Raw genomic sequence first — 23431 nt, 5'->3', positions numbered from 1 at the left:
ATATTCCTCGTTGCACAGACGTTAGCCGGCCGTTTCCGACCCCAGAATCAAGGGCATGCATTCTAGTGGGTCAAACTCAAGAAGTCACCCTACTGAGAACGGGTAAAAAAGCAGCAGGCAATTTATAAGGGCGGATACACCAAAGCACCTCGCCCCCATGGCAAATACAGCCAATCACGCCAGGGCTCTGCGCCAACCCTTCCTTTATATAGAAGAGGCGACTGGGCATGACCCCGACAGCCGATCCTGCGAGCAGGAACAGCGGGCAGCGCAGCATCATCGAGAAACACAAATACGACGAAACGCCCTGCCACTGCGGCCCAGTACCTGCAGCCGCTGAACTTTCTAGCCAGCAAAAACAAAAAAGGCGCCAGACTGTTAAATCTGGCGCCTTTCGAAATATGGGGTGGACGATGGGGATCGAACCCACGACAACGGGAGTCACAATCCCGTGCTCTACCAACTGAGCTACGCCCACCATATTGCGTAACAAAGAAGCCAAATCACTTCTTCGTTGAACCCCGCCCATGCCAACCGACATGAATGAAGCTTTATTTGGTGCGGATGAAGAGACTCGAACTCTTACGCCTCGCGGCGCTGGAACCTAAATCCAGTGTGTCTACCAATTCCACCACATCCGCGAGTTGAAGCCTTTAAAGCAAAGGCGCCAGACTGTTAATCGGGCGCCTTTCGAAATATGGGGTGGACGATGGGGATCGAACCCACGACAACGGGAGTCACAATCCCGTGCTCTACCAACTGAGCTACGCCCACCATATCGCGTTACTTGTGCCAAAGCTGCCTAATGGCGCACCCGGCAGGACTCGAACCTGCGACCATCCGCTTAGAAGGCGGATGCTCTATCCAGCTGAGCTACGGGCGCCTTATTAATCTGTACTCTTGGAGGACTACAAACTAAGTGCTTTCCAGTCTTGCAGAATGTTGATTCCGCTCGACCTTCCTAACCAGTGCTAGGCTGTGCCCGACAAGTGCGACGAATAGTATAGAGCCACCTACAGGTCGTCAAATGATTTTTGAGAAAAATTCATTTAATTAAAGGGCTTAGGGGAATTTGCAGACCAAGCGCCTTTGCCCTCACGTCCTGGCATGCGAGAATGCGCTCTCTTTTCTTCCCCCTCTCGATGGTTAATCACGCGCAATGACTGCACAACTAATCGACGGCAAATCAATCGCCGCCAGCCTGCGCCAGCAGATCGCCAAACGTGTTGCCGAGCGTCGCCAGCAAGGTCTGCGCACGCCAGGCCTCGCGGTGATCCTGGTCGGCAGCGATCCCGCCTCTCAAGTTTATGTCTCGCACAAGCGTAAAGACTGTGAAGAGGTCGGCTTCCTCTCCCAAGCCTACGACCTGCCCGCTGACACCACCCAGCAAGCCCTGACCGACCTGATCGACCGTCTCAATGAAGACCCGAACATCGACGGCGTACTGCTGCAACTGCCCCTGCCGGAACACCTGGACGCCTCCAAACTGCTGGAGCGCATTCGCCCGGACAAAGACGTCGACGGTTTCCACCCTTACAACGTCGGCCGCCTGGCCCAGCGCATCCCCCTGCTGCGCCCGTGCACTCCTAAAGGCATCATGACCCTGCTGGAAAGCACTGGGGCCGATCTCTACGGGATGGACGCGGTGATTGTCGGCGCATCCAACATTGTCGGTCGCCCGATGGCGATGGAACTGCTGCTGGCCGGCTGCACCGTGACCGTGACCCACCGCTTCACCAAGGACCTGGCCGGCCACGTCGGCCGCGCCGACCTGGTGGTAGTGGCCGCCGGCAAGCCGGGCCTGGTCAAGGGCGAGTGGATCAAGGAAGGGGCGATCGTGATCGACGTCGGCATCAACCGCCAGGACGACGGCAAGCTGGTCGGCGACGTGATCTACGAAACCGCCCTGCCCCGCGCTGGCTGGATCACCCCGGTGCCAGGCGGCGTCGGCCCGATGACCCGTGCCTGCCTGCTGGAAAACACCCTGTATGCCGCGGAAACCCTGCACGGGTAACTCTGGGCTCGAGCTGGTGTTTCAAAATGCAAACCCCGCCCTTTGGCGGGGTTTGTCGTTTATGGGTACCGCCAGCGGCTACTCGTCGAAAAGCCCTGTTTTTTACTCGAAAACAAGGGCTTTGCGCTGCTCAGCGAAGAACATTCGACAGTTCCTCAGCTACGCTCATAAAATGTAACGTTTTTCTGGAAAAAGCCCGTTGCACAACGGCATACCCACATTTATCGAGTCCACTCGCGTGAAAATCCGTCTTTCTATCCTGAGTCTCTTTTTGGCATTTTCAGGCACCGTCTTGACGCCGAGCGTCAACGCGGCAGAAACCACCGCAGTACCTCGCGACACCTCGAAACTGCATATTGCCTCCGGCAGCGCGATGCTGATCGACCTGCAGACCAACAAGCTGATCTACGCCAGCAACCCGGACGTAGTGGTACCCATCGCCTCGGTCACCAAGTTGATGACCGGCCTGGTGGTGCTGGAAGCCAAACAGAACATGGAGGAATACATTTCCGTGTCGATCAGCGACACCCCGGAAATGAAAGGCGTGTTCTCGCGGGTCAAGATTGGTAGTGAGCTGCCACGCAGGGAAATGCTGCTGATTACCCTGATGTCCTCGGAAAACCGCGCCGCCGCGAGCCTGGCTCACCACTACCCGGGCGGCTATGTGGCCTTTATCGCAGCCATGAACGCCAAGGCCAAGGCGCTGGGCATGACCAGCACCCACTATGTCGAGCCCACCGGCCTGTCGACCAGCAACGTCTCCACCGCCCGCGACCTGAGCAAACTGGTGCAGGCGGCACGCAAGTACCCACTACTGAGCGAATTGAGCACCACCAAGGAAAAAACCGTGGCGTTCCGCAAGCCCAACTACACCCTGGGCTTTCACAACACCGATCACCTGGTGCGCAAGGATAATTGGGACATCCAGCTGACCAAGACCGGGTTTACCAACCAGGCCGGCCATTGCCTGGTACTGATTACCCGAATGGGTGGTCGCCCGGTTTCGCTGGTGATCCTCGATGCCTTCGGCAAGTACACGCACTTCGCCGACGCCAGCCGGATCCGCCAATGGGTCGAAACCGGCAAGAGCAGCGCGGTACCTGCAGTAGCCTTGCAGTACAAGGCCGACAAGAACCTCAAGAGCCGCCAGAGCGGTGTGGCACAAACGGCGGATTGATCCGCCCCACAGTAAAACGGCGCCCAAGGGCGCCGTATTTCATTTTTGGCTATTCAATGCCTGGGTCGCTTGGGCAGCCGCCTCTTCGCGCCCTGCCTGGCTGAGCTCATTGGCCGCCTGCAGCCAGCGCTGGCGATCAACCTTGGCCGGTATCTGCGTCGGTGCCTGTACCAGCACCGCCCAGCCACCTGCACTTTGGAAAGCCGACTCAAAGGACTTGAAGTCCATCAACAGGCGCTTTTCCAGGCCTGAGCGCAGCAACACCGTTTGTTTCTGTTGGTTGTAGCCGGCAAGCAAGGCATACCGCGGCTCTTTCCAGAATGCCGAACCCTCGGTGTAGCGCAGCCACACCGGGTAACCCGCGGCCACCTGGGTCAACAGTGCCGGCAGGTTGCTGTCCAGCGGATAGACCACCATCCCGTATTCACGGGCCAGTTTCTGCATATTGTGCTGCAACTGCGCCTCGGCGCCGGGCAATCGCAAGGGTTTTTCCAGCAATCCCGGGGTAATCGTCACGCCCTGCTGCGACAGCAGGCTGGCCAGGGTCTGCGGGCCGCCCTGATAGGCGTCGCCCCGATAGAAGCGGCCACTGAGCTCGACACGCTCGGGCAGGCGTTTGATTTCCGGCTGCACACTCCCGGCACACCCGGCCAGGCTCAAGACGCAGGCGGTAGCCAGCAAGGCAAAGCGAAATCGAGGAAGTACCGGCAACATCATCACTCACTTGTTCAGGTGCCAGGCGTCAGCGTCCCGGCTTCGCCCCTGATCATAGCAGCGGTATAGCCTTAAACGGCAGTCGGCTGCGGCTGATAGAGCAAACTGGTTGGTGACTCACGACCATTGGTCAATAGCCTGCAACATCACAGCGGCTAGACTGACACCTGCGAGAAGCATGTGCCCGATGCAGGGCAAAGAGGAGGCACTGATGAGCCTGATCACCACCGTTGCGCTGCTGATCATTGGCTGGCTAGCCGTAGCGGCGGCCATGCTGTGGGGCGTATTGCGCATAACCCGCCGGCATCACCACGCCTACCGTGCGCCGCAAACCCCGACGCCAGAGCACAAACCCGAGCAACCCCACGCCTCTGCCCATTGAGCGCTCCCCCCCATAAAACAAAACGGCCGCCTGTACCCTGGGTGCAGACGACCGTTGATTGTTGCCTTCAGACGTTACGCCTGTTGGGCCAGCTTCTTCTGCCGAGCTTTACGCGACAGCATGTTCAGCACCTCGATTGCCGCCGAGAACGCCATTGCCGCATAGACGTAGCCTTTTGGTACGTGGGCGCCAAAACCTTCGGCGATCAGGGTCATGCCGATCATGATCAGGAAGCCCAGGGCCAGCATTACCACGGTCGGGTTGTCATTGATGAACTTGGCCAGAGGCTCAGCCGCCAACAACATCACCAACACCGACACCAGCACCGCGATGATCATGATCGGCAAATGCTCGGTCATGCCGACGGCGGTGATGATGCTGTCGATAGAGAACACCAGGTCGAGCATCAGGATCTGGCCGATAGCCGCGGCAAAACCCAAGGTCACACCCGAGGTTTTCGACGTCGGATCATCCGGCGCCGGGTCCATGCTGTGGTGGATTTCCGTGGTGGCCTTCCACAACAGGAACAGGCCACCGGCGATCAGGATCATGTCTTTCCAGGAGAACGCGTGGCCTAGCACCTCGATCACCGGCGCAGTCAACTGCACGATGAAGGCGATGGTGCTCAACAGACCCAGGCGCAGCACCAAGGCCATGCTGATACCGATTCGGCGCGCCTTGGCCCGATGTTGCTCGGGCAGTTTGTTGGTCAGGATCGAGATGAAGATCAGGTTATCGATGCCGAGTACGATTTCCATGACGATCAGGGTAGCCAGGGCGACCCAGGCAGTGGGGCTTGCAGCAAGTTGTAAAAGGTATTCCATGGGTCAGTCCTGACTCGGTGTTAAACGGATTAGATTTCCTGCGACGAACTTTGTTCTTTATCGCTATCGGCCGGGCTGTCTTTTTTGCCGATGATATTGCCGGTGGCATCGCTCAGCGCCTGTTCCGCCGCCTTGTGGGTCTCGTCGATCGCCAGCTTGGCCGACTCGGCCGCCTTGCCCATCAATTGCTGGGCACTTTTTTCAGCCTGGTCACAGCCCGTCAACAGCAGTGCGGAAACGGCCAGTACGGACGCTGCCGTCAGGGTCTTGAAGGTCTTCATGGTTTTCCTCGTTAGAACAGAGACGGCCGTAACAGCGGCCCGTCGATAGCGAGGCATTCTAAGGAGACTGACACTTCAGGAAAATTCGTATTTTTAGCGTCTATACTTCGGTTTTTACGAATCGGCGCTCGTCATGCTCAATTATCGGCAATTGCATTACTTCTGGGTCGTGGCCAAGACCGGCAGCATCGTGCGTGCGTGCGAGCAACTGAACCTCACGCCACAGACCATCAGCGGCCAGATCAGCCTGCTCGAACAGACCTATGGCATCGAGCTGTTTCGCCGGGTCGGGCGTCAACTGGAGTTGACCGAGGCCGGCCGCCAGGCCCTGCCCTACGCCGAGCAGATGTTTCAGTTGGGAGGTGAACTGGAAGCCCTGCTGCGGGCCCAGCCCAATGAACAGCAGATCGTGTTTCGAGTCGGCGTCGCGGACGTAGTGCCCAAGTCCATCGTCTATCGCCTGATCGCGCCCACCATGGAGTTGACCGAGCCGCTGCGCATCACTTGCCGTGAGGACAAGCTGGAGCGTCTGCTGGCCGACCTGGCGATCCAGCGCCTGGACCTGGTGATTTCCGACAGCCCCATGCCCTCGCACCTGGACATCAAGGGCTACAGCCAGAAACTCGGTGAATGTGGCATCAGTTTTTTTGCCACCCGGGAGCTGGCGCAACGCTACGGCAGCGACTTCCCCCATTGCCTGCACGGCGCCCCGTTGCTGATTCCCGGCCAGGAAACCGTGGTGCGCAGTCGTTTGCAACGCTGGTTCGCCGAGCAGAAAATCCAGCCGCGGATTGTCGGCGAGTTTGATGACAGCGCCCTGATGCAGGCGTTTGGTCAATCCGGCAGCGGGATTTTTATCGGCCCCAGCGTGATCGCCGATGAGGTCCGGCGCCAGTACGGCGTGCAGTTGATCGGCCAGACCGATGCGGTGACGGAGTCGTTTTACGCCATTTCAGTGGAGCGCAAGGTCAAGCACCCGGGCATCGTCGCCATCACCGAAGGGGGGCGCGAGCTGTTCACCAGTCTCTAGGGCTTCAGGCGCAGGCCACCGGCGCCTTGAACTTCATCAGCAGCAGGGCCAGCACGATCGACAACATAATGAACCCGGCCGCGGCAAAGCCCAGGCTACCCAGGCCCAGAGTGTCGATCACCCGCCCGCCCACCAGCGCACCCAGGCCGATCCCCAGGTTGGCCCCGGCGATGTTCAGTGACGCAGCGAAGGCTGGGGCCTGGGGTGCGGCCTTCATCAGGCGCACATGGCTGACCAGGAACAACGCCGCCTGGGTCACGCCCCACACGCCCATCGCCGCCGCCAGCCCGAGTGTCGAGTGGATACTCGGCACCAGTGCCACCATGCCGCCGACCATGAAGCCACAAAACACCATGGACGCGATCAACGGATGGCGGTCGACCATGCGCCCACCCAGCGAATTGCCGATCAGGCCGACTGCACCGAAGCCCATCAGGCACCAGCCCACCAGCGTGCCGTTGAAGCCGGCCAGGCGCTCAAGAATATCCGCCAGGTAGGTGTAGGCAGTGAACATGCCGCTGAACACCAGGATCGACAACAGCACATGGCCTTGCATCAACGGGCTGCGCAGGATCTTGAACTGCGCGCGCAAGCTCACCTGTTGCTGGTGCAGATCGGTGCGGGGCAGGTAGATAAACAGCAGCAAGGCCTTGGCGAAGGCAATCACCGCGAGGATAGCGAACGCACTGCGCCAGCCAAATGCATCCGAGATCAGCGTGCCCACGGGGATGCCGAACACCGTGGCGCAGACGATCCCGAAGCCGATCTTGGCAATCGCCCGGCCGGCGTACTGCGGCCCGACAATGTCCACCGCCGTTTCGCTGGCCAGCGCCCAGAACACCGGCAACCCCAGGGCCGGTATCAGCCGTGCCAGGGCCATCACCCCGATGTTGGGCGCCAAGGCCGCCAGGGTATTGGCCAGGCCGAACAGAATCAGCACGCTGATAAACAGTCGACGACGCTCGAACCGCGCGCAGTACGCGGTCAGGAACGGACCAAAGGCGGCGACGGTAAATGCGAACAGGGTCACCAGCAGCCCCGCCTGGGAAACGCTGACCTCAAGGTCGCGGGCAATCGAGGGCAACAGCCCGACAATGACAAATTCCGTGGTCAGCACGGTAAATCCGGCGGCTGACAACAGCAGGATGGGCAACAGCATGGAAAACTCCAGAAAACGACAACGCCAGCGATAGCCCGAGGGCCCACTGCACAGAGATGAAAAAAAGGATGGCGAATCTTAACAGAATGCGTCCCCGTACCGCAGCAACACGTGCAGAACCGCCTTCCAGGCTGGCGTCAGATCGTCACAGGTCTGCGGGATACGGCCTACGCTGTGCTAAAGTCCGCGCCCGCGAAAGACTGGACAGTTCGCGTTGCCTGCCGGTTCCGCCAGCCTGCCCGTTTGTTGCTGGTGGCCCCACATGGATTCACGGCACCCTAAAAAAATCAGAGATACCGCTATGACTGCTGCCCCGCCTACTCTTTTGCAAAGACTCAAACGCACCAGCCTGGTCACCCAGATTGTCATCGGCCTGATCGCCGGGATTGCCCTGGCCCTGCTTGCGCCTGATGCGGCGAAGTCCACCGCGTTCATCGGCAAGGTGTTTGTCTCGGCGCTCAAGGCCGTCGCCCCAATCCTGGTGTTCGTGCTGGTCATGGCCTCGATTGCCAACCACAAGCACGGCCAGGAAACCCACATCCGCCCGATCCTCTTCCTCTACCTGCTGGGCACCTTTGCCGCGGCCGTGGTTGCGGTGGTGGCCAGCACCCTGTTCCCGTCGAACCTGGTACTGGCGACCCATGATGTGGCGATCACCGCCCCCGGCGGGATCACCGAGGTCCTGCAAAGCCTGCTGCTGAGCGTGGTCGACAACCCGGTCAGCGCTCTGATGAACGCCAACTTCATCGGCATCCTGGCCTGGGCCATTGGCATGGGCGTGGCTATCCGCCACGCCGGCGAAACCACCCGCACCGTGCTGGGCGACCTGTCCAACGGGGTGACCCTGATCGTGCGCCTGGTGATCCGATTTGCGCCGCTGGGGATTTTTGGCCTGGTGGCCTCGACCCTGGCCACCTCGGGCTTCGGCGCGCTGGTCGGCTACCTGCACCTGCTGGCCGTGCTGCTAGGCTGCATGCTGTTCGTGGCACTGGTGATGAACCCAGCCATCGTCTACTGGAAACTGCGCCGCAACCCTTACCCGCTGGTATTGACCTGCCTGCGCGAAAGCGGGATCACCGCCTTCTTTACCCGCAGCTCGGCGGCCAACATTCCAGTCAACCTGGAGTTGAGCAAGCGCCTGGGCCTGCATGAAGACACCTACTCGGTCTCCATCCCGCTGGGCGCCACCATCAACATGGCCGGCGCGGCAATCACCATCACCGTGCTGACCCTGGCGGCTGTGCACACCCTGGGCATTGCCGTGGACATCCCCACTGCCATCCTGCTGAGCATTGTCGCGGCCATTTGCGCCTGTGGCGCCTCGGGTGTCGCCGGCGGCTCGCTGCTGCTGATTCCCCTGGCCTGCAGCCTGTTCGGCATCCCCAGCGAAATCGCCATGCAAGTGGTAGCGGTCGGTTTCATCATCGGCGTATTGCAGGACTCGGCGGAAACCGCGCTGAACTCCTCCACCGACGTGCTCTTCACCGCTGCGGCCTGTATGGCCGAGGAAACCAACAGCGAGCAGACCGTGTAAAATCCGCCGCAACAAAAAGCCCGCCCAGGTTCACACCGGGGCGGGCTTTTTTGTAGCGCTGGGGTTTAGAACGCGCCCATGTAATCGCGCTTGCCGACTTCCACACCGTTGTGACGCAGGATCGCGTAGGTGGTGGTGACGTGGAAGAAGAACTGCGGCAGGCCGTAGGTCAGCAGGTAGGACTGGCCGCTGAAGCGCTTCTCTTTAGGCGTGCCTGGACGGGTAACGATCTCGATACCTTCCTTGCCATCGATCTGCGCAGGCTGGATGCCGTCGATGAAGGCCAGGACCTTGGCGATCAACGCCTGCAGCTCGGCGAAGGTCACTTCGCTGTCGTCGTACTTCGGCAGCTCGACTTCAGCCAGGCGGGCCGAAACGCCCTTGGCGAAATCGACGGCGATCTGCACCTGACGCACCAGCGGGAACATGTCCGGGAACAGGCGCGCCTGCAGCAGGGCATTAGGGTCGATGTTCTTGGCCGTGGCATGGGCCTCGGCCTTGTTCAGCACATCGCTTAGGGCGTTGAGCATTTGCTTGAAGACCGGAACGGATGCAGCGTACAGAGAAATAGTCATGGCAGTCTCGCTGGAGAGTGGGGGCTGTGAAGGATGGCGCGATTATAGCCATGCCTGAGGCGCCGTGCGGCTTGTCTTTTACTGTGCAAGGATTAGGCTAGACGGCTTCGACTGCATAGGGAAAGCGCGATGAGCACAGAACAAGAGACCTCCACCGAAGACTTGCGCCTGAGCAGCACCGAGCTGCGCATCCTCGGTTGCTTGATCGAGAAGCAGGCCACCAGCCCGGAAACCTACCCGCTGACCCTCAATGCCGTGGTTATCGCCTGCAACCAGAAAACCAGCCGCGAACCGGTGATGAACCTGAGCCAGGGTCAGGTCGGGCAAAGCCTGCGCGCACTTGAAGGGCGCGGTTTTACCCGATTGGTGATGGGCAGCCGCGCCGATCGCTGGGAGCATCGCCTGGACAAGGCGCTGGAGTTGGTGCCGGCGCAGGTGATCCTGACCGGGCTGTTGTTTTTAAGAGGTCCGCAGACGGTCAACGAACTGCTGACCCGCAGCGGCCGCATGCACGACTTCGAAGATGCCGAGCAAGTCGTGCATCAACTGGAACGCCTGATCGCCCGTGGCCTGGCGCTGCTCATCCCGCGCCAGGCGGGCCAGCGTGAAGACCGCTACATGCACGCCTTGGGCGACCCGGCGGATATCGAAGCGATCCTCGCGGCGCGCCAGAACCCGGTGGAGCGCGGCAGCGTCAGCGGTGTGTCACTGGAGCGCATTGAAGAGCTGGAAGCGCGAATTGCCGCGCTTGAAGAGCGCCTGGCCCGACTCGAGTAACCCTGCCAGGCCCGTCTACCCTGCCCCGCCGCCTGATCAGGCGCGGGCAAACGCCACCGCTTGCTGGAATTGCGCCTCGCTGGGGCGCACGCCGGTGTACAACACAAACTGCTCCAGCGCCTGGATGGCGATGACTTCAAGGCCGGTGATCACCTGCTTGCCAGCCGCCTGGGCCTGCACGATCAGCGGAGTTTGCGAGGGAATCGCCACCACATCGAAGACGATCTGCGCCTGATCGATCACCTCGGCCGGGAACGCCAGTTGCTCGGCCTCGCTGCCACCGGCCATGCCAATGGGCGTGACGTTGATCAGCATCTGCGGGCGCTCCTCGCCCAGTTCCGCTTGCCAGCGATACCCCAGCGAGTCGGCCAGGGCGCGTCCGGCACTTGCATTGCGGGCCACGATCAGGCCGTTGCTGTAGCCGCCATCGCGCAGGGCACTGGCAACCGCCTTGGCCATGCCACCGCTGCCGCGCAAGGCGAAGCTTGAAGCCTGCGGCACGGCGTGGCTCTTGAGTAATTGCGCGATCGCGATGTAGTCGGTGTTGTAGGCCTTGAGATGACCGTTGGTGTTGACGATGGTGTTGATCGAGGCGATGGCCGCCGCCGATGCGTCCAGCTCATCGACCAGGGCGATGCAGGCTTCCTTGAACGGCATTGACACCCCACAACCGCGGATACCCAGGGCGCGAATCCCCGCCACCGCCCCCGGCAGGTCCTGGCTGCTGAACGCTTTGTAGTAGAAGTTCAGGCCCAGTTGCTCGTACAGATGGTTGTGGAAACGCAGGCCGAAATTTCCGGGGCGCCCCGACAACGACATGCACAGTTGGGTGTCTTTGTTCGGGTTCATCAGCATGTGGAACTCCTTCGCTAAGCACTTTCAGACCAACGGGATTAGCCAGCCCGCAAACGTTGATCAATCATGACAAGGTGCCCGGCCCTGTTGGCGTAGCCGGGTCCGGACGGCGCTACAGACCTTACACAAAATTTACCCAGGCGCCTCGTGAAATCGCCAAAAAACGCTGTCTGAGAGATATCCCCGCGACACTTGCTGGCTCTATCGCAGAACCAGGCGCCGGGGAGACACAACGAGGAACCATCATGCTCCGTAAACTCCCTGCAATTGCCTTGCTGATCGGAGCCTTCGCTGTCGCAGGACAGGCCCAGGCCCACGGTGGTGGTTACTACGGATGGGGTGCGCCGGCGGCAGTCGGCGCGGTTGTCGGTGCCGTGGTCGCAGGCTCGGTGATCGCCAACTCGCAACGCCCCGTGTATGTCCAGCAACCGGTCTACCTCCAGCCGCAACCGGTGTACATCCAGCAACCGCCGCCGGTCTACTACCAGCCGCAGCCGGTGTATGTGCAACAACCGGTCTACTACCGCCCGGCACCGGTGTACTACGGCCCGCCCCATGGTTATTACGGCCCGCCCCGCTACTACGGTCCACGCTGGTAAGCGCTGGCCGATAAAAACCCCAGGCCTCGCATCGCTGCGGGGCCTGTTGCCGTTTTGCAGCCGATTGCATGTCTGAATAAATCTCGCCAAGGTCGCTGCCGGGACAATGCCTGCGGCAAGATGGCGCATGATGGATCCGACGAATAGCCTGGCTTGCGTCGCCCAGGTGTCATATTTATGTCATGACAGGACCGCAATCTCTATTCTGTCCGTCACAAACGGTTAATAAAAACAAGGACGACCCTCTATGCCCACGCAAAACCCGCACCGCATTGTCGGACTCTGCACCTCCAGCAAGGTCTATAGCGCACTGACCGAACTCAAGCACCTTGAGGGCCATCGCAGTGCCAAGTTTCTTTCGCTACTGGCCGAGAACCTGGTGCGCAAAGGCCTGCTCAATGAACACGAAGTCATGAACATGCTCGACCAGGTCGTCGACTGACCGCCCCAACGCCGTCAATGTCCACTATCGAGCGCGTTGATTGTCCCAGGAATCAGCGCGCCGGTAAGGTAGCTCCATCGATTGATGGAGGTACTTATGCCCAAGGTTCAGATCATGTCCGTGATTGGTAGCGCCGTCCCCGCGCCCCTCAGAGAGCTGGGATTGCTCGCCTGTTGGTATGTGGTGCAGGACGGCGAGACCATCAGTGGCCCGCTGACCTCGCTGCCCGCCGCCCAGGCCCTGTCGCAACGCATCGGCAGTTTTACCCTGAGCGCTTAAGGCAACTGCACCCGCGGCTTGGTTTCGACGTACAGCGCCCAGCTGGAGATGAACAGTGCGGCGATCAACGGACCAATGACAAAACCATTGAGCCCGAAAACCGCCAGGCCGCCCAGGGTCGAGATCAGGATCAGGTAATCCGGCATCTTGGTGTCCTTGCCTACCAGGATCGGGCGCAACACGTTATCCACCAGGCCGATCACGAACACCCCGTACAACCCCAGGACCACCCCCTGCCAGACCGCACCACTGAGCAGGAACCAGGCTGCGACGGGCGCCCAGACAATCCCCGCCCCCACCGCCGGCAACAGCGACAGAAACGCCATCAACACCGCCCAGAGCAGCGCACTGGGAATGTCCAGGAACCAGAAGATCAGCCCACCCAGCGCGCCCTGCGTGACGGCCACCAGCAGGTTGCCTTTGACCGTGGCCCGCACCACGCGGTTGAACTTGAGCTGCAGGCGGCGTTTTTGATGCTCTTCCAAAGGCACTGCCGTGCGCAGCTTGCGCGCCAGCTCCGGGCCGTCGCGTAAAAAGAAGAACAGCAGGTACAGCATGATGAAAAAACTCACCAGGAACTCGAACGTGCCCTGACCGAAGCTGAACGCCTGGGTGGCAAAAAACTCGCTGCCCTGCATCGCCCCCTTGACGATTTTTTCCCGCAAGCCACTCAAGTCGCCCATGCCGAAACGATCCAGCAGGTGCTGGAAGTACGGCGGCAGGCTGTGTTTGAACTGCGCCAGGTAGCCGGCAATGTCCAGTTCGCCGCTCTCGATGTTCTTGTAGAGCGTGGCTCCCTCCTGCACCAGCAAGGCGCTAATGATGATCACCGGCAAGATCGCGATCACCAGGCACACGCTAAGGGTAAACAGCGAGACCAGGTTGCGTTGCCAGCCAAACTTCAATTGCAGCCGATGCTGCAACGGGGCAAACACGATGCCCAGGATCACCGCCCAGAACACCGCACCGTAGAACGGCAGGAGAATCCAGATAAACGCCAGGGTGACCAGGACCAGCAGGACCATCAGGGATTTGTTCTGTATCGAGGAGTGGTTCATGTCCGATCCATGTCTGAAAAACGCCGACTGCGCCTTACAGGTTAGTCAGCCACGTAACGCGCGAGTGCCGTGATTTCTTCATCGAGCATAGATCCAGATCAATAAACGTCCGGCGCACCTGCCCTACCCTCGCGCCCTTTTGCGATCGACGCTGCCATGACTCTCGCCACGCCCGAACTGCTTGCCCCTGCCGGCACCCTGAAAAACATGCGTTATGCCTTCGCCTATGGTGCCGATGCGGTGTATGCCGGCCAGCCGCGCTACAGCCTGCGGGTGCGCAACAATGAGTTCGATCACGCCAACCTGGCCCTCGGGATCAGCGAGGCCCAGGCCCAGGGCAAGCGCTTTTACGTGGTGATCAACATCGCCCCGCACAACGCCAAGCTCAAGACCTTTCTCAAGGACCTCGAACCGGTGATTGCCATGGCCCCGGACGCGCTGATCATGTCCGACCCGGGCTTGATCATGCTGGTGCGCCGGCATTTCCCGCAGATGCCGATCCACCTCTCGGTGCAAGCCAATACCGTCAACTGGGCCAGTGTCGAGTTCTGGCAACAGCAAGGGCTGAGCCGGATCATCCTCTCGCGCGAGTTATCCCTGGAGGAAATCGCCGAGATCCGCCAGCAGGTACCGGCCATGGAGCTGGAAGTGTTTGTCCACGGCGCACTGTGCATGGCCTATTCCGGGCGCTGCCTGCTGTCGGGCTACATGAACAAGCGCGATGCCAACCAGGGATCCTGCACCAACGCCTGCCGCTGGAAGTACGCAGCCCAGCCGGCGACGGAAAACCACGTGGGCCAGATCGTCCAGCAGTTTGCGCCGCAACCGACCCTGGGCCTCGGCACACCGACCGACCAGGTGTTCCTGTTGCAGGAAGCCAATCGCCCGGACGAACTGCTGCCGGCCTTTGAAGATGAGCACGGCACCTACATCATGAACGCCAAGGACCTGCGTGCCGTGCAGCACGTGGAGCGTCTGACGCACATGGGCGTGCATTCGCTGAAGATCGAAGGCCGGACCAAGTCGCACTTCTATTGCGCGCGCACCACCCAGGTCTACCGCCGAGCAATCGACGACGCCGTCGCCGGCCGCCCGTTCGACCGCAGCCTGATGACTGACCTGGAATCCCTGGCCCAGCGCGGCTACACCGAGGGTTTCCTGCGCCGCCACGTCCATGACGAATACCAGAACTACCAGAACGGCAGTTCGGTCTGCGACCGCCAGCAGTTCGTCGGCGAGCTGACCGGCGAGCGCCGTGAGCGCCTGGCCGAGGTCAAGGTGAAAAACCGCTTTGCCCTGGGCGACCACATGGAGCTGATGACCCCCAAAGGCAATTTCCACTTCGATCTGCAGCAGTTGCAGAACGCCAAGGGCGAGCCGCTGGAAGTGGCACCGGGGGACGGCCACATCGTCTACCTGCCGATTCCGGATGCGGTGGACTTGCAATATGGGCTGTTGATGCGAGACGTGAACAAGGGCTGATCGTGGCCCTCGCGCCTACACAATCCCTCTAGGCACACACCCAAGCCCCCTTGTAGGAGCGAGCTTGCTCGCGAAGAACGTCAACGATAACGCGCCCATCCAGGATGAATACAAGCACCGCAAGCGGGCGCCGCAAGCGAGCGCCGCCCCTGCAACAAGCTTGACTGCCGGGTTACAACACCATCGCCGCCACCCAACCAAACGCCAGCAACGGCAGGTTGTAGTGCAGGAACGTCGGGACCACGGTGTCCCAGATATGGTGATGCTGGCCGTCGATGTTCAGGCCCGAGGTTGGGCCCAGGGTCGAGTCCGAGGCTGGTGAACCGGCGTCACCCAAGGCGCCGGCAGTGCCGACGATGCAGACGATGGCCAACGGACTGAAGCCCAGTTGCACGCACAGCGGCACGAAGATCGCCGCCAGGATCGGCACCGTGGAAAAGGACGAGCCGATGCCCATGGTCACCAGCAGCCCGACCAGCAGCATCAGCAACGCACCGACGCCCTTGCTGTGGCCGATCCACGCCGCCGACGTCTCAACCAGGGTCTGCACCTCGCCGGTGGCCTTCATGACCTCGGCGAACCCAGAGGCGGCGATCATGATGAAACCAATCATCGCCATCATCTTCATGCCTTCGGTGAACAGATCGTCGGTCTCGCGCCAGCGCACCACCCCCGATACCGAGAAAATCAGGAACCCGGCCAAAGCGCCGATAATCATCGAATCCAGCAGCAACTGGATGATGAAGGCGGCGGCAATCGCCAGCCCTGCCACCATCAAGGTCAGCGGGTTGTACTGGACTGCCACCTGCTCGACCCGCTCGATTTTCTCCAGGTCATACACGCGTTTCTTGCGGTAGCTGACAAACGCCAGCAACAACCCGAACACCATGCCCAACGCCGGAATACCCATGGCGTGGGTGACGTTGACGCCACTGATGTCGACGCCGCTCTTGGCCACGTTGGCCAGCAGAATCTCATTAAGGAAGATATTGCCGAACCCCACCGGCAGGAACATGTACGGCGTGATCAAGCCGAAGGTCATGACGCAGGCGATCAAGCGGCGATCCAGTTGCAACTTGGTCAGCACATACAGCAGCGGTGGCACCAGCAGCGGGATAAAGGCAATGTGAATCGGCAGGATGTTCTGCGAGGCGATCGCCACCACCCAGAGCAAACCGATCAGTAACCACTTGACCTGGCCGCCGCCATTGGCGTCCTGCCGATCCACCAGGGCCAGGGCCTTGTCTGCCAGGGCATGGGCCAGGCCAGACTTGGCAATCGCCACCGCAAAGGCGCCGAGCAAGGCGTAGGACAACGCCACGGTCGCGCCGCCGCCCAAGCCACTGTTGAAGGCCTTGAGCGTCGCTTGCATACCCAGGCCGCCGGTCAGGCCACCCACCAGAGCGCCAATGATCAGCGCGATCACCACATGCACGCGGGACAGGCTGAGTACCAGCATGATGCCGACCGCGGCAATTACTGCATTAATCATCGTTACCTCAAGGCACAGTCGCCGCCGAACGCGGCGCAAACGGGATGAGTCCGGCCTGCCAGCTGCAAGGGCCGACACCGGATGGAATAGAGGTTTTATTAGAGGGCGCGCACTGTGCCGCAGCCCGCCGCGCTTGTCAAAAACTACGCGGCAGTTGGTACAGGACTCAAGAAAGCGCTGATGAGGCCGTTACAGGTCCAGGTCTTGGATATTTATCGATTAAGGGCGCCTCCATGTCACTCAGACAGCTGTCGATTCAATGGAAAATCACCCTGCTGGCCGGGCTGTGCCTGGCCGGCATCGTGACCTTGCTGGTGGGCCTGTCGCTGTATCGCATGGAGCACAGTTCCGAACTGGTCAAGGCGTCGAGCATGAGCATGCTCAATGAAGCGGCCCAGTCGCGCATCGAAGCCCAGGGCGAAGTCCAGGCGCTGGGGATTCGCCAGCAGTTCATGGACGCCTATCAATATGGCCATGGCTTCTCGCGCCAGGTGCTGTTCCTGCGCGAACAGGCCGAGAAACGTTTCCTCGACGCCTTCGACCTGCGCGAAGACCTGACCCGCCAGGTCAAGTCGGCGCTGCAGGCCAACCCGCAACTACTCGGACTGTCGCTGGTATTCGAAGCCAACGCCCTGGATGGCAAGGACGAGTTGTTTGCCGGCCAGGAAGAACTGGGCAGCAACGACAAGGGCCGCTTTGCCCTGTACTGGTCGCAGCCGACCGCCGGCAAGTTGAACTCGATGGCGCTGCCCGAAAGCGACATGGCCGACACCAGCACCGGCCCCAGCGGCGAACCGGCCAATGCCTGGTTCACTTGCCCGCGCGCAACCCTCAAGCCCTGCGTGATCGAACCCTACTTCTATGTGATCGATGGCCAGAACGTGCTGATGACCAGCATCGTCTTCCCCTTGCTGGCGGATGGCAAAGTCATCGCCTCGCTGTCAGTGGACATCAACCTCAACAGCCTGCAGGCCGTCAGCCAGCAGGCGAGCCGCGAACTCTACGACGGCCAGACGAGCGTCAGCATCCTCAGCCCCGTCGGCCTGCTCGCCGGCTACAGCCCGGACGCCAGCAAACTCAGCCAGCGCCTGGGCACGGTGGACCAGGACGGCAGCGAACTGCTGCGCATGCTGGGCACCAGTAACCAGACCCAGAGCCTGCGTAGCCAGCAGCAACTCAAGGTGCTCTCGCCGTTCGAACCGATTCCCGGCGGCAAGGCCTGGGGGGTGTTGCTCGACGTGCCGCAACAGGTCGTGGTCGGCCCGGCGCAAGCCCTGCAGGCCGAACTCGACGCCACCAACACCACCGGCACCCTGATCGAGTTGGGCCTGGGCCTGATAGCCGCGGTCATCGGCCTGCTGCTGGTCTGGCTGATGGCCCGCAGCGTGACCCGGCCGATTCTCGGCGTGGCCCAGATGCTCGAAGACATCGCCAGCGGCGAAGGCGACTTGACCCGGCGCCTGGCCTACGACAAGCAGGACGAACTCGGGCAACTGGCCGGTTGGTTCAACCGCTTCCTCGACAAGCTGCAACCGATCATCGCCGAGGTCAAACGTTCGGTGCAGGACGCCCGCAGCACCGCCGACCAGTCCTCGGCCATCGCCACCCAGACCAGCGCCGGGATGGAGCAGCAGTATCGCCAGGTCGATCAGGTGGCCACCGCCTCCCACGAAATGAGCGCCACCGCCCAGGACGTCGCCCGCAGTGCAGCGCAGGCGGCACAAGCGGCGCGCGACGCGGACCAGGCAACCCGCCAGGGCCTGACCGTGATCGACCGCACCACCGCCAGCATCGACAGCCTGGCCGCCGACATGAGCACGGCCATGGTCCAGGTCGAAGGCCTGGCGGCCAACAGCGAGAAAATCGGTTCGGTGCTGGAAGTGATTCGCGCCATCGCCGAGCAGACCAACCTGCTGGCGCTCAACGCCGCCATTGAGGCCGCGCGCGCCGGGGAAGCCGGGCGCGGTTTTGCGGTGGTGGCCGACGAGGTGCGCAACCTCGCCCGCCGCACGCAAGAGTCGGTGGAGGAAACCCGCCAGGTGATCGAGCAACTGCAAAGTGGCACCCAGCAAGTGGTCGGCGCCATGGGCAACAGCCACCGCCAGGCCCAGGGCAGCGTCGAGCAGGTTGGCCAGGCCGTGACCGCACTGCGCCAGATCGGCGACGCGGTGACGGTGATTACCGACATGAACCTGCAGATTGCCAGTGCCGCCGAAGAACAGAGCGCGGTGGCCGAAGAGATCAATAACAACGTGGCAACCATCCGCGACGTGACCGAGTCGCTGTCGGGCCAGGCCAATGAATCGGCCCGGGTCAGCCAGTCGCTCAACACTCTGGCAAACCAGCAGCAGAGCCTGATGGATCAGTTCCGGGTGTAATCCAGCGCCAGTGGGGCGAGCAGACACGCCCCACTGGCCTGATCGGCTATCAGATCCTGGGTAACTCGATCACTACCCGCAATCCGCCCCACTGGCTTTCTTCCAAGCGCAATATCCCGCCCCACGCCTCGACGATATCGCGCACGATGCCCAAGCCCAGGCCATGCCCGTTGGTCTGTTCATCCAGGCGTGTACCCCGGCTGAATACCTGGTCGCGCTGGGCTTCGGGAATCCCCGGGCCATCGTCTTCGACCGCCAGCACAAAGCCCTCGGGCGCCTGCGCCACGCTCAGGCGCACCTCGGCGTCGGCCCATTTGCAGGCGTTGTCCAGCAAGTTGCCGAGCAATTCCAGCAAGTCCTCGCGATCCCACGGCAGGTGCAGACCGGCCGGCGCGACGTAACTGAGGTCCAGGTGTTCGCCGTGAATCATGTTCAAGGTAGCCAGTAACCCCGGCAGCTCGGCATCGCAATCAAACAACGCGCCGGGCAAGGCGTCACCGGCCAGTCGCGCACGGTTCAGTTCACGGTTCAAGCGCTGCTGCACCTGCTCCAGTTGCGTTTGCAGGACTTTACGCAGCTCGGGATGGGCATCCAGCTTGTCGCTGGAAGCCAGGCTCAGCAACACCGCCAACGGGGTCTTCAGCGCATGGCCGAGGTTGCCCAGGGCATTGCGCGAGCGCTTGAGGCTGTCTTCGGTGTGCGCCAGCAGATGGTTGATCTGCGCCACCAGGGGTTCCAGTTCTTCGGGGACCTGGGCGTCCAGTTGCGAGCGTTGCCCCTGTTGCAATTGGGCGATCTGCTCCCGCGCGCTTTCCAGCGGGCGCAGGGCGCGGCGCACGGTGATCCGCTGCAACAGCAGAATCAGCAGCAGGCAGGCCAGGCCGAGGCCGAGGCCGATCTGACGCATGCGCCGGAAGCTCTCCTGCACCGGGGTGTAGTCCTGGGCCACGCTGATGGAGATCGACTGGCCCAGGCGCCGGTAGTCCGAACGCAACACCAGCAGCTGTTGACCCTCAGGCCCTAATTGCAGGTTGCTGTGCAGGCCCGGCTGCTCGAGCAACGGCAGTTCCTGGTCCCACAACGAACGCGAACGCCAGTGGGTGTCGGCAAAGTCGATGCGAAAATAATGCCCGGAGAACGGCCGCTGATAAGCCGGCGACAGGCGGCGCTCGTCCAGTTGCACGCCTTGCGGGCCGCGCACCAGGGCCACCAGCAGGTTTTCACTGTCGTTGCGCAGGCCCGCTTCGAGGTAACGTTGCAGCCCCTGTTCGAACAACCACAGGCTGGTCTGCACCAGCACCAGGCCGACGATCAGCAACACGCTGATCAGGCCCAGGCTCAAGCGCCGCTGGATCGACCTCACTGCGCCTGCCCACCGAACAGGTAGCCCTGGCCTCGACGGGTTTCGATCACGCTGCGCCCCAGCTTGCGCCGCAGGTGGTTGACGTGGACTTCGAGGACATTGGAGTCGCGCTCGGTTTCACCGTCGTAGAGGTGTTCGGCCAGGTGGCTTTTGGACAGGATCTGCTGCGGGTGCAGCATGAAGTAGCGCAACAGGCGGAACTCGGCGGCGGTCAGCTGGATATCGGCGCCATCGCGCACCACGCACTGCCGGCCTTCGTCCAGGTGCAGGCCGGCGGACTTGAGCGTCGGCTGATTGGCCTGCCCGTGGGAACGGCGCAGCAGCGCCTGAATCCGCAGGTGCAGCTCTTCGGGGTGAAAAGGTTTGGTCAGGTAGTCGTCGGCGCCCGCCTTGAGCCCCTCGATGCGTTCGGCCCAGGAGTCGCGCGCGGTCAGCACCAGCACCGGCGTGGCCAGGCCACCCGCGCGCCATTGGCTGAGCACTTCCAGACCCGGCAGGCCCGGCAAGCCGAGGTCGAGGACGATCAGGTCATAGGGCTCGCTGCTGCCCTGGTACACGGCATCGCGTCCATCGGCCAGCCAGTCCACCGCGTAACCCTGGCGATTGAGTCCGGCCAACAACTCGTCGGCCAGCGGCACGTGGTCTTCCACCAGAAGCAAACGCATCGATCAATCTTCCTTGTCTTTGAGTAAACGGCCGGTCCTGGCGTCCAGGTCCAGCTCACGCACCACGCCCTGCGGGGTCAGCAGTTCGACTTCATAAATGTAGACGTCATGCTTCTCTTCCAGCTCCGCTTCCAGGAGCTTGGCGCCAGGGTAGCGGTCCAGCGCCTGCTGCAGCAGTTGCTCCAGCGGCAGGATCACCCCTTGCTGGCGCAGGCGCAGGGCTTCGTCCTGATCGAGATCGCGGGCCACTGCCAGTGAGCAGACCGCCAGTAGCGCCAGGGCACCGAGCCCATAAGCGCGCAGATTAACCTTCATTACGTATCCTGATGATCCTTGAGTAGCTGCCCGCTGACAGCGTCCAATTCCAGGTCCCACTGAATGCCTTGTTGATCACGCAACTCGATCTGGTAGATGTACTTGCCGTACTCTTCTTCCAGTTCGGTTTCAGTAATGGTCGCGCCGGGGTGTTTGGCCAGTGCGCTGGCATTGAGCTTCTCGAAAGACACAATGGTACCAGCGTCACGCAACCTCAGGGCCTCATCCGGTCCCAAGTCACGGGCGTGGGCCAGGCTGGCCGTCAGGGCGATCAGGCTGGCGGTGAACAGGGTGGTCAGGGTTTTCATGGGCGGTCTCCAGATCGGTATGGGCCCAGACTAACGGCAGCAACTTAATTCAAACTGAATCGCCATCATTGATGGACGACGTACACCAACCCAGCAGGAGCGCGGCTTGCCGGCGATGGCGTCCCCAGGATGCCCCGCAAGCCTGGCTGCACTAAGCGAGAGCTGTATGAGCGCTATCCATATCAAATTCCCGGCCCTGACCCTCAAGGCCGGACCGCGGGCTTTCACGCGGATTCGGCAACAGGGCCTGAACGCGATGCACGTGGGCACGCTGCCCGGTGCCGCCGGTGGGCCCAAAGCCCTGGGCATCCAGGGCCTGGACCTGGCGCTGTTCGGCGAGTGGTTGCCGGCCGCGCCCCGTGAGCGCTCGCTGATTGGCGCCTCGGTGGGTTCCTGGCGCTTCGCCAGTGCTTGCTTGCCGGACGCCGCCGAAGGTATCCAGCGCCTGGGCCAGCTCTACACCGAACAGCATTTCAGCAAAGGCGTAAGCATGGCGCAGATCAGCCAGAGCTCGCGGCGCATGCTCGATGAACTGCTCGACGGCCGCGATGCGCGGATCCTCGACAACCCCCATTACCGTTTGAACATCATGGTGGTCAAGAGCCACGGCCTGCTGGCGGACGATCACCGCGGCCGCCTCGGCCTGGGGCTGTCGTCGGTGATCGCCGACAACCTGCGGGGACGCGCACGCTTGTCGCGACATTTCGAACGGCTGATCATCCATGATCCGCGCCTCGCGCCGCCGCTCAATGCCCTGCACGACTTCCCTTCGCGTTATGTCGCGTTGAATGCCAGCAACTTGCGCCAGGCCTTGCTCGCGTCGGGTTCGATCCCGATGGTCATGGAGGGCGTGCGTGACCTGCCGGGGGCCGGAGCCGGGACCTTTCGCGACGGTGGCCTGCTGGACTACCACCTCGATTTGCCCTACAGCGGCGACGACATCGTGCTTTATCCGCACTTTACCGACCGGGTAATTCCTGGCTGGTTCGACAAGACCCTACCCTGGCGTCGCGCCTGCCCCCAGCGCTTGCAGGATGTACTGTTGCTGGCACCGTCCAAGGACTACCTGGCCCGCCTGCCCTACGGCAAACTCCCGGACCGCAACGACTTCAAGCGATTCATGGATGATGCCCCCGGCCGCCAGAAATACTGGCGCACCACCATGCAGGAAAGCCAGCGCCTGGGCGACGAGTTCCTCGAACTGGCCGCCAACGGCCGCCTGGGCGAGCACTTGCTGACCCTTTAGTCAGTGTTTTCCCGCAAGCGTTATTTCAAGCTGTTAAACTCGCGGCCTGCCCCATCGCCGCGGGCGATAGCCACCTGACAGAGCTCAAACCACTGTGGAAATTTTCAAAGAATTCACCTTCGAGTCCGCCCACCGCCTGCCCCACGTTCCGGACGGCCACAAGTGCGGGCGCCTGCACGGTCACTCGTTCAAAGTGGCGATCCACCTGAGCGGTGACCTCGACCCGCACACTGGCTGGATCCGTGACTTCTCGGAAATCAAGGCGATCTTCAAGCCGCTGTACGAGCGCCTGGACCACAACTACCTGAACGACATCCCTGGCCTGGAAAACCCGACCAGTGAAGTGCTGGCCAAGTTCATCTGGAATGAACTCAAGCCGCTGCTGCCGGAACTCAGTGCAATACGCATCCACGAGACCTGCACCAGCGGTTGCATCTATCGCGGCGAGTGAGCCAGGCAGTCGAAAATACCACCGTCCCCGG

At 61.7% G+C, this 23431-nt stretch carries 25 protein-coding genes, 4 tRNA genes and 1 pseudogene; 14 read left to right on the top strand and 16 right to left on the bottom strand.

All coding sequences use genetic code 11. The annotated features are described in order from the left end of the window. Positions 1-402: 402 nt before the first annotated feature. The 4 genes from PspS04_RS08545 to PspS04_RS08530 all read right to left on the bottom strand — a co-directional run bounded on the left by PspS04_RS08545 (position 403) and on the right by PspS04_RS08530 (position 883). A tRNA-His gene (locus tag PspS04_RS08545) sits at positions 403-478 on the bottom strand. Positions 479-556: 78 nt separating this feature from the next. Further along, positions 557-641 (bottom strand) — tRNA-Leu (locus PspS04_RS08540). A 57-nt stretch (positions 642-698) separates the two neighbouring features. Further along, positions 699-774: transfer RNA gene (locus PspS04_RS08535), tRNA-His, on the bottom strand. Positions 775-806: 32 nt separating this feature from the next. Continuing rightward, positions 807-883: transfer RNA gene (locus tag PspS04_RS08530), tRNA-Arg, on the bottom strand. Between the two features lie 276 nt (positions 884-1159). Here PspS04_RS08530 and folD point away from each other — a divergent pair. Both folD and pbpG read left to right on the top strand, forming a co-directional pair. Further along, positions 1160-2014, top strand: a complete 855-nt coding sequence (gene folD / locus PspS04_RS08525) for a bifunctional methylenetetrahydrofolate dehydrogenase/methenyltetrahydrofolate cyclohydrolase FolD (RefSeq protein ID WP_095167791.1) — start codon at positions 1160-1162, stop codon at positions 2012-2014. A gap of 238 nt (positions 2015-2252) precedes the next feature. After that, complete coding sequence (gene pbpG / locus PspS04_RS08520) at positions 2253-3191, top strand: D-alanyl-D-alanine endopeptidase (protein WP_159994589.1); 939 nt, start codon at positions 2253-2255, stop codon at positions 3189-3191. A 39-nt stretch (positions 3192-3230) separates the two neighbouring features. Here pbpG and PspS04_RS08515 read toward each other — a convergent pair whose 3' ends face one another. Then, positions 3231-3908 (bottom strand): hypothetical protein, encoded by a 678-nt coding sequence (locus PspS04_RS08515; protein ID WP_095167788.1) that lies wholly within the window; start codon positions 3906-3908, stop codon positions 3231-3233. 175 nt (positions 3909-4083) lie between these two features. Here PspS04_RS08515 and PspS04_RS08510 point away from each other — a divergent pair, with 175 nt between their 5' ends. Next, positions 4084-4287 (top strand): hypothetical protein, encoded by a 204-nt coding sequence (locus PspS04_RS08510; RefSeq protein WP_095167786.1) that lies wholly within the window; start codon positions 4084-4086, stop codon positions 4285-4287. Between the two features lie 74 nt (positions 4288-4361). Here the strand turns inward: PspS04_RS08510 and PspS04_RS08505 are convergent, their stop codons facing one another. After that, on the bottom strand, positions 4362-5111 hold the full coding sequence (locus PspS04_RS08505; protein ID WP_159994587.1) for a TerC family protein: 750 nt from the start codon (positions 5109-5111) through the stop codon (positions 4362-4364). Positions 5112-5140: 29 nt separating this feature from the next. Beyond that, positions 5141-5392 carry a hypothetical protein gene (locus PspS04_RS08500; RefSeq protein WP_095167782.1) on the bottom strand — a complete coding sequence of 84 codons (252 nt, stop codon included), beginning with the start codon at positions 5390-5392 and terminating at the stop codon, positions 5141-5143. Positions 5393-5525: 133 nt separating this feature from the next. On the opposite strand from PspS04_RS08500, the gene nhaR reads away from it, so the two are divergent. After that, a complete protein-coding gene (gene nhaR, locus PspS04_RS08495) occupies positions 5526-6422 on the top strand; it encodes a transcriptional activator NhaR (protein WP_095167780.1) in 897 nt (298 codons plus the stop codon). A 4-nt stretch (positions 6423-6426) separates the two neighbouring features. Here the strand turns inward: nhaR and PspS04_RS08490 are convergent, their stop codons facing one another. After that, entirely contained in the window at positions 6427-7581 is a 1155-nt protein-coding gene (locus PspS04_RS08490; RefSeq protein ID WP_159994585.1) for an MFS transporter, read from the bottom strand. Positions 7582-7882: 301 nt separating this feature from the next. Here PspS04_RS08490 and sstT point away from each other — a divergent pair, with 301 nt between their 5' ends. Next, positions 7883-9115, top strand: coding sequence for a serine/threonine transporter SstT (gene sstT, locus PspS04_RS08485; RefSeq protein ID WP_159994583.1), 1233 nt, complete (start codon positions 7883-7885; stop codon positions 9113-9115). A gap of 65 nt (positions 9116-9180) precedes the next feature. On the opposite strand, the gene PspS04_RS08480 is transcribed toward sstT, so the two are convergent. Continuing rightward, a complete protein-coding gene (locus PspS04_RS08480) occupies positions 9181-9690 on the bottom strand; it encodes a DUF1993 domain-containing protein (protein ID WP_159994581.1) in 510 nt (169 codons plus the stop codon). A gap of 129 nt (positions 9691-9819) precedes the next feature. Here PspS04_RS08480 and PspS04_RS08475 point away from each other — a divergent pair, with 129 nt between their 5' ends. Next, complete coding sequence (locus tag PspS04_RS08475; protein WP_159994579.1) at positions 9820-10467, top strand: YceH family protein; 648 nt, start codon at positions 9820-9822, stop codon at positions 10465-10467. Between the two features lie 36 nt (positions 10468-10503). Here PspS04_RS08475 and PspS04_RS08470 read toward each other — a convergent pair whose 3' ends face one another. Then, entirely contained in the window at positions 10504-11322 is an 819-nt protein-coding gene (locus PspS04_RS08470; RefSeq protein WP_095167771.1) for a shikimate 5-dehydrogenase, read from the bottom strand. A 245-nt stretch (positions 11323-11567) separates the two neighbouring features. Here PspS04_RS08470 and PspS04_RS08465 point away from each other — a divergent pair, with 245 nt between their 5' ends. From PspS04_RS08465 to PspS04_RS08455, 3 genes are all read left to right on the top strand, one after another. Further along, positions 11568-11921 (top strand): hypothetical protein, encoded by a 354-nt coding sequence (locus PspS04_RS08465; protein WP_159994577.1) that lies wholly within the window; start codon positions 11568-11570, stop codon positions 11919-11921. A 247-nt stretch (positions 11922-12168) separates the two neighbouring features. Next, a complete protein-coding gene (locus PspS04_RS08460; protein WP_095167768.1) occupies positions 12169-12363 on the top strand; it encodes a hypothetical protein in 195 nt (64 codons plus the stop codon). 96 nt (positions 12364-12459) lie between these two features. After that, positions 12460-12642, top strand: a complete 183-nt coding sequence (locus tag PspS04_RS08455; RefSeq protein WP_159994575.1) for a hypothetical protein — start codon at positions 12460-12462, stop codon at positions 12640-12642. Here the strand turns inward: PspS04_RS08455 and PspS04_RS08450 are convergent. Continuing rightward, positions 12639-13700, bottom strand: a complete 1062-nt coding sequence (locus PspS04_RS08450; protein WP_159994573.1) for an AI-2E family transporter — start codon at positions 13698-13700, stop codon at positions 12639-12641. The genes PspS04_RS08455 and PspS04_RS08450 overlap by 4 nt on opposite strands. A gap of 156 nt (positions 13701-13856) precedes the next feature. Between PspS04_RS08450 and trhP the strand changes: the two genes are divergently transcribed. After that, positions 13857-15182: a prephenate-dependent tRNA uridine(34) hydroxylase TrhP gene (trhP, locus tag PspS04_RS08445; RefSeq protein WP_159994571.1), complete on the top strand. Its 1326-nt coding sequence runs from the start codon at positions 13857-13859 to the stop codon at positions 15180-15182. A 172-nt stretch (positions 15183-15354) separates the two neighbouring features. On the opposite strand, the gene PspS04_RS08440 is transcribed toward trhP, so the two are convergent. Next, positions 15355-16671 (bottom strand): Na+/H+ antiporter family protein, encoded by a 1317-nt coding sequence (locus PspS04_RS08440; protein WP_162530224.1) that lies wholly within the window; start codon positions 16669-16671, stop codon positions 15355-15357. A 47-nt stretch (positions 16672-16718) separates the two neighbouring features. Here PspS04_RS08440 and PspS04_RS28065 point away from each other — a divergent pair. Both PspS04_RS28065 and PspS04_RS28060 read left to right on the top strand, forming a co-directional pair. Continuing rightward, positions 16719-18194: pseudogene (locus PspS04_RS28065) on the top strand (HAMP domain-containing protein); the annotation flags it as partial. Between the two features lie 102 nt (positions 18195-18296). After that, complete coding sequence (locus PspS04_RS28060; RefSeq protein ID WP_371917584.1) at positions 18297-19052, top strand: methyl-accepting chemotaxis protein; 756 nt, start codon at positions 18297-18299, stop codon at positions 19050-19052. A gap of 49 nt (positions 19053-19101) precedes the next feature. On the opposite strand, the gene PspS04_RS08430 is transcribed toward PspS04_RS28060, so the two are convergent. From PspS04_RS08430 to PspS04_RS08415, 4 genes are read right to left on the bottom strand one after another with little or no spacing between them, the layout of a single operon-like run. Continuing rightward, on the bottom strand, positions 19102-20415 hold the full coding sequence (locus PspS04_RS08430) for a sensor histidine kinase (protein WP_095167758.1): 1314 nt from the start codon (positions 20413-20415) through the stop codon (positions 19102-19104). Then, positions 20412-21080, bottom strand: a complete 669-nt coding sequence (locus PspS04_RS08425) for a response regulator transcription factor (protein WP_095167756.1) — start codon at positions 21078-21080, stop codon at positions 20412-20414. The genes PspS04_RS08430 and PspS04_RS08425 overlap by 4 nt, the downstream gene beginning before the upstream one ends. A 3-nt stretch (positions 21081-21083) precedes the next feature. Then, entirely contained in the window at positions 21084-21395 is a 312-nt protein-coding gene (locus tag PspS04_RS08420; protein ID WP_095167754.1) for a PepSY domain-containing protein, read from the bottom strand. After that, positions 21395-21703 (bottom strand): PepSY domain-containing protein, encoded by a 309-nt coding sequence (locus PspS04_RS08415; protein WP_095167752.1) that lies wholly within the window; start codon positions 21701-21703, stop codon positions 21395-21397. The genes PspS04_RS08420 and PspS04_RS08415 overlap by 1 nt, the downstream gene beginning before the upstream one ends. A gap of 166 nt (positions 21704-21869) precedes the next feature. On the opposite strand from PspS04_RS08415, the gene PspS04_RS08410 reads away from it, so the two are divergent. Together PspS04_RS08410 and queD are read left to right on the top strand one after the other, a co-directional pair. Continuing rightward, positions 21870-22949, top strand: coding sequence for a patatin-like phospholipase family protein (locus PspS04_RS08410; protein WP_159994565.1), 1080 nt, complete (start codon positions 21870-21872; stop codon positions 22947-22949). 94 nt (positions 22950-23043) lie between these two features. Further along, positions 23044-23400 carry a 6-carboxytetrahydropterin synthase QueD gene (gene queD / locus PspS04_RS08405; RefSeq protein WP_007955941.1) on the top strand — a complete coding sequence of 119 codons (357 nt, stop codon included), beginning with the start codon at positions 23044-23046 and terminating at the stop codon, positions 23398-23400. Positions 23401-23431 lie beyond the last annotated feature (31 nt).

The organism is Pseudomonas sp. S04 (genome assembly GCF_009834545.1).
Classification (GTDB): domain Bacteria; phylum Pseudomonadota; class Gammaproteobacteria; order Pseudomonadales; family Pseudomonadaceae; genus Aquipseudomonas.
The sequence above is the reverse complement of the archived record's forward strand: the minus strand, read 5'-3'. Positions and strand labels throughout refer to the sequence as shown.

Excerpts from the sequence above, each read along its gene's own strand:
- PspS04_RS08465 (WP_159994577.1), top strand. The coding sequence starts at position 11,568 with ATGCTCCGTAAACTCCCTGCAATTGCCTTGCTGATCGGAGCCTTCGCT.
- PspS04_RS28060 (WP_371917584.1), top strand. The coding sequence starts at position 18,297 with ATGGAGCAGCAGTATCGCCAGGTCGATCAGGTGGCCACCGCCTCCCAC.
- PspS04_RS08415 (WP_095167752.1), bottom strand. The coding sequence starts at position 21,703 with ATGAAAACCCTGACCACCCTGTTCACCGCCAGCCTGATCGCCCTGACG.
- folD (WP_095167791.1), top strand. The coding sequence starts at position 1,160 with ATGACTGCACAACTAATCGACGGCAAATCAATCGCCGCCAGCCTGCGC.
- PspS04_RS08420 (WP_095167754.1), bottom strand. The coding sequence starts at position 21,395 with ATGAAGGTTAATCTGCGCGCTTATGGGCTCGGTGCCCTGGCGCTACTG.
- sstT (WP_159994583.1), top strand. The coding sequence starts at position 7,883 with ATGACTGCTGCCCCGCCTACTCTTTTGCAAAGACTCAAACGCACCAGC.
- PspS04_RS08460 (WP_095167768.1), top strand. The coding sequence starts at position 12,169 with ATGCCCACGCAAAACCCGCACCGCATTGTCGGACTCTGCACCTCCAGC.
- trhP (WP_159994571.1), top strand. The coding sequence starts at position 13,857 with ATGACTCTCGCCACGCCCGAACTGCTTGCCCCTGCCGGCACCCTGAAA.
- PspS04_RS08425 (WP_095167756.1), bottom strand. The coding sequence starts at position 21,080 with ATGCGTTTGCTTCTGGTGGAAGACCACGTGCCGCTGGCCGACGAGTTG.
- PspS04_RS08475 (WP_159994579.1), top strand. The coding sequence starts at position 9,820 with ATGAGCACAGAACAAGAGACCTCCACCGAAGACTTGCGCCTGAGCAGC.
- nhaR (WP_095167780.1), top strand. The coding sequence starts at position 5,526 with ATGCTCAATTATCGGCAATTGCATTACTTCTGGGTCGTGGCCAAGACC.
- PspS04_RS08455 (WP_159994575.1), top strand. The coding sequence starts at position 12,460 with ATGCCCAAGGTTCAGATCATGTCCGTGATTGGTAGCGCCGTCCCCGCG.
- PspS04_RS08515 (WP_095167788.1), bottom strand. The coding sequence starts at position 3,908 with ATGATGTTGCCGGTACTTCCTCGATTTCGCTTTGCCTTGCTGGCTACC.
- PspS04_RS08410 (WP_159994565.1), top strand. The coding sequence starts at position 21,870 with ATGAGCGCTATCCATATCAAATTCCCGGCCCTGACCCTCAAGGCCGGA.
- PspS04_RS08450 (WP_159994573.1), bottom strand. The coding sequence starts at position 13,700 with ATGAACCACTCCTCGATACAGAACAAATCCCTGATGGTCCTGCTGGTC.
- PspS04_RS08505 (WP_159994587.1), bottom strand. The coding sequence starts at position 5,111 with ATGGAATACCTTTTACAACTTGCTGCAAGCCCCACTGCCTGGGTCGCC.
- PspS04_RS08470 (WP_095167771.1), bottom strand. The coding sequence starts at position 11,322 with ATGCTGATGAACCCGAACAAAGACACCCAACTGTGCATGTCGTTGTCG.
- PspS04_RS08500 (WP_095167782.1), bottom strand. The coding sequence starts at position 5,392 with ATGAAGACCTTCAAGACCCTGACGGCAGCGTCCGTACTGGCCGTTTCC.
- PspS04_RS08490 (WP_159994585.1), bottom strand. The coding sequence starts at position 7,581 with ATGCTGTTGCCCATCCTGCTGTTGTCAGCCGCCGGATTTACCGTGCTG.
- PspS04_RS08480 (WP_159994581.1), bottom strand. The coding sequence starts at position 9,690 with ATGACTATTTCTCTGTACGCTGCATCCGTTCCGGTCTTCAAGCAAATG.
- PspS04_RS08510 (WP_095167786.1), top strand. The coding sequence starts at position 4,084 with ATGTGCCCGATGCAGGGCAAAGAGGAGGCACTGATGAGCCTGATCACC.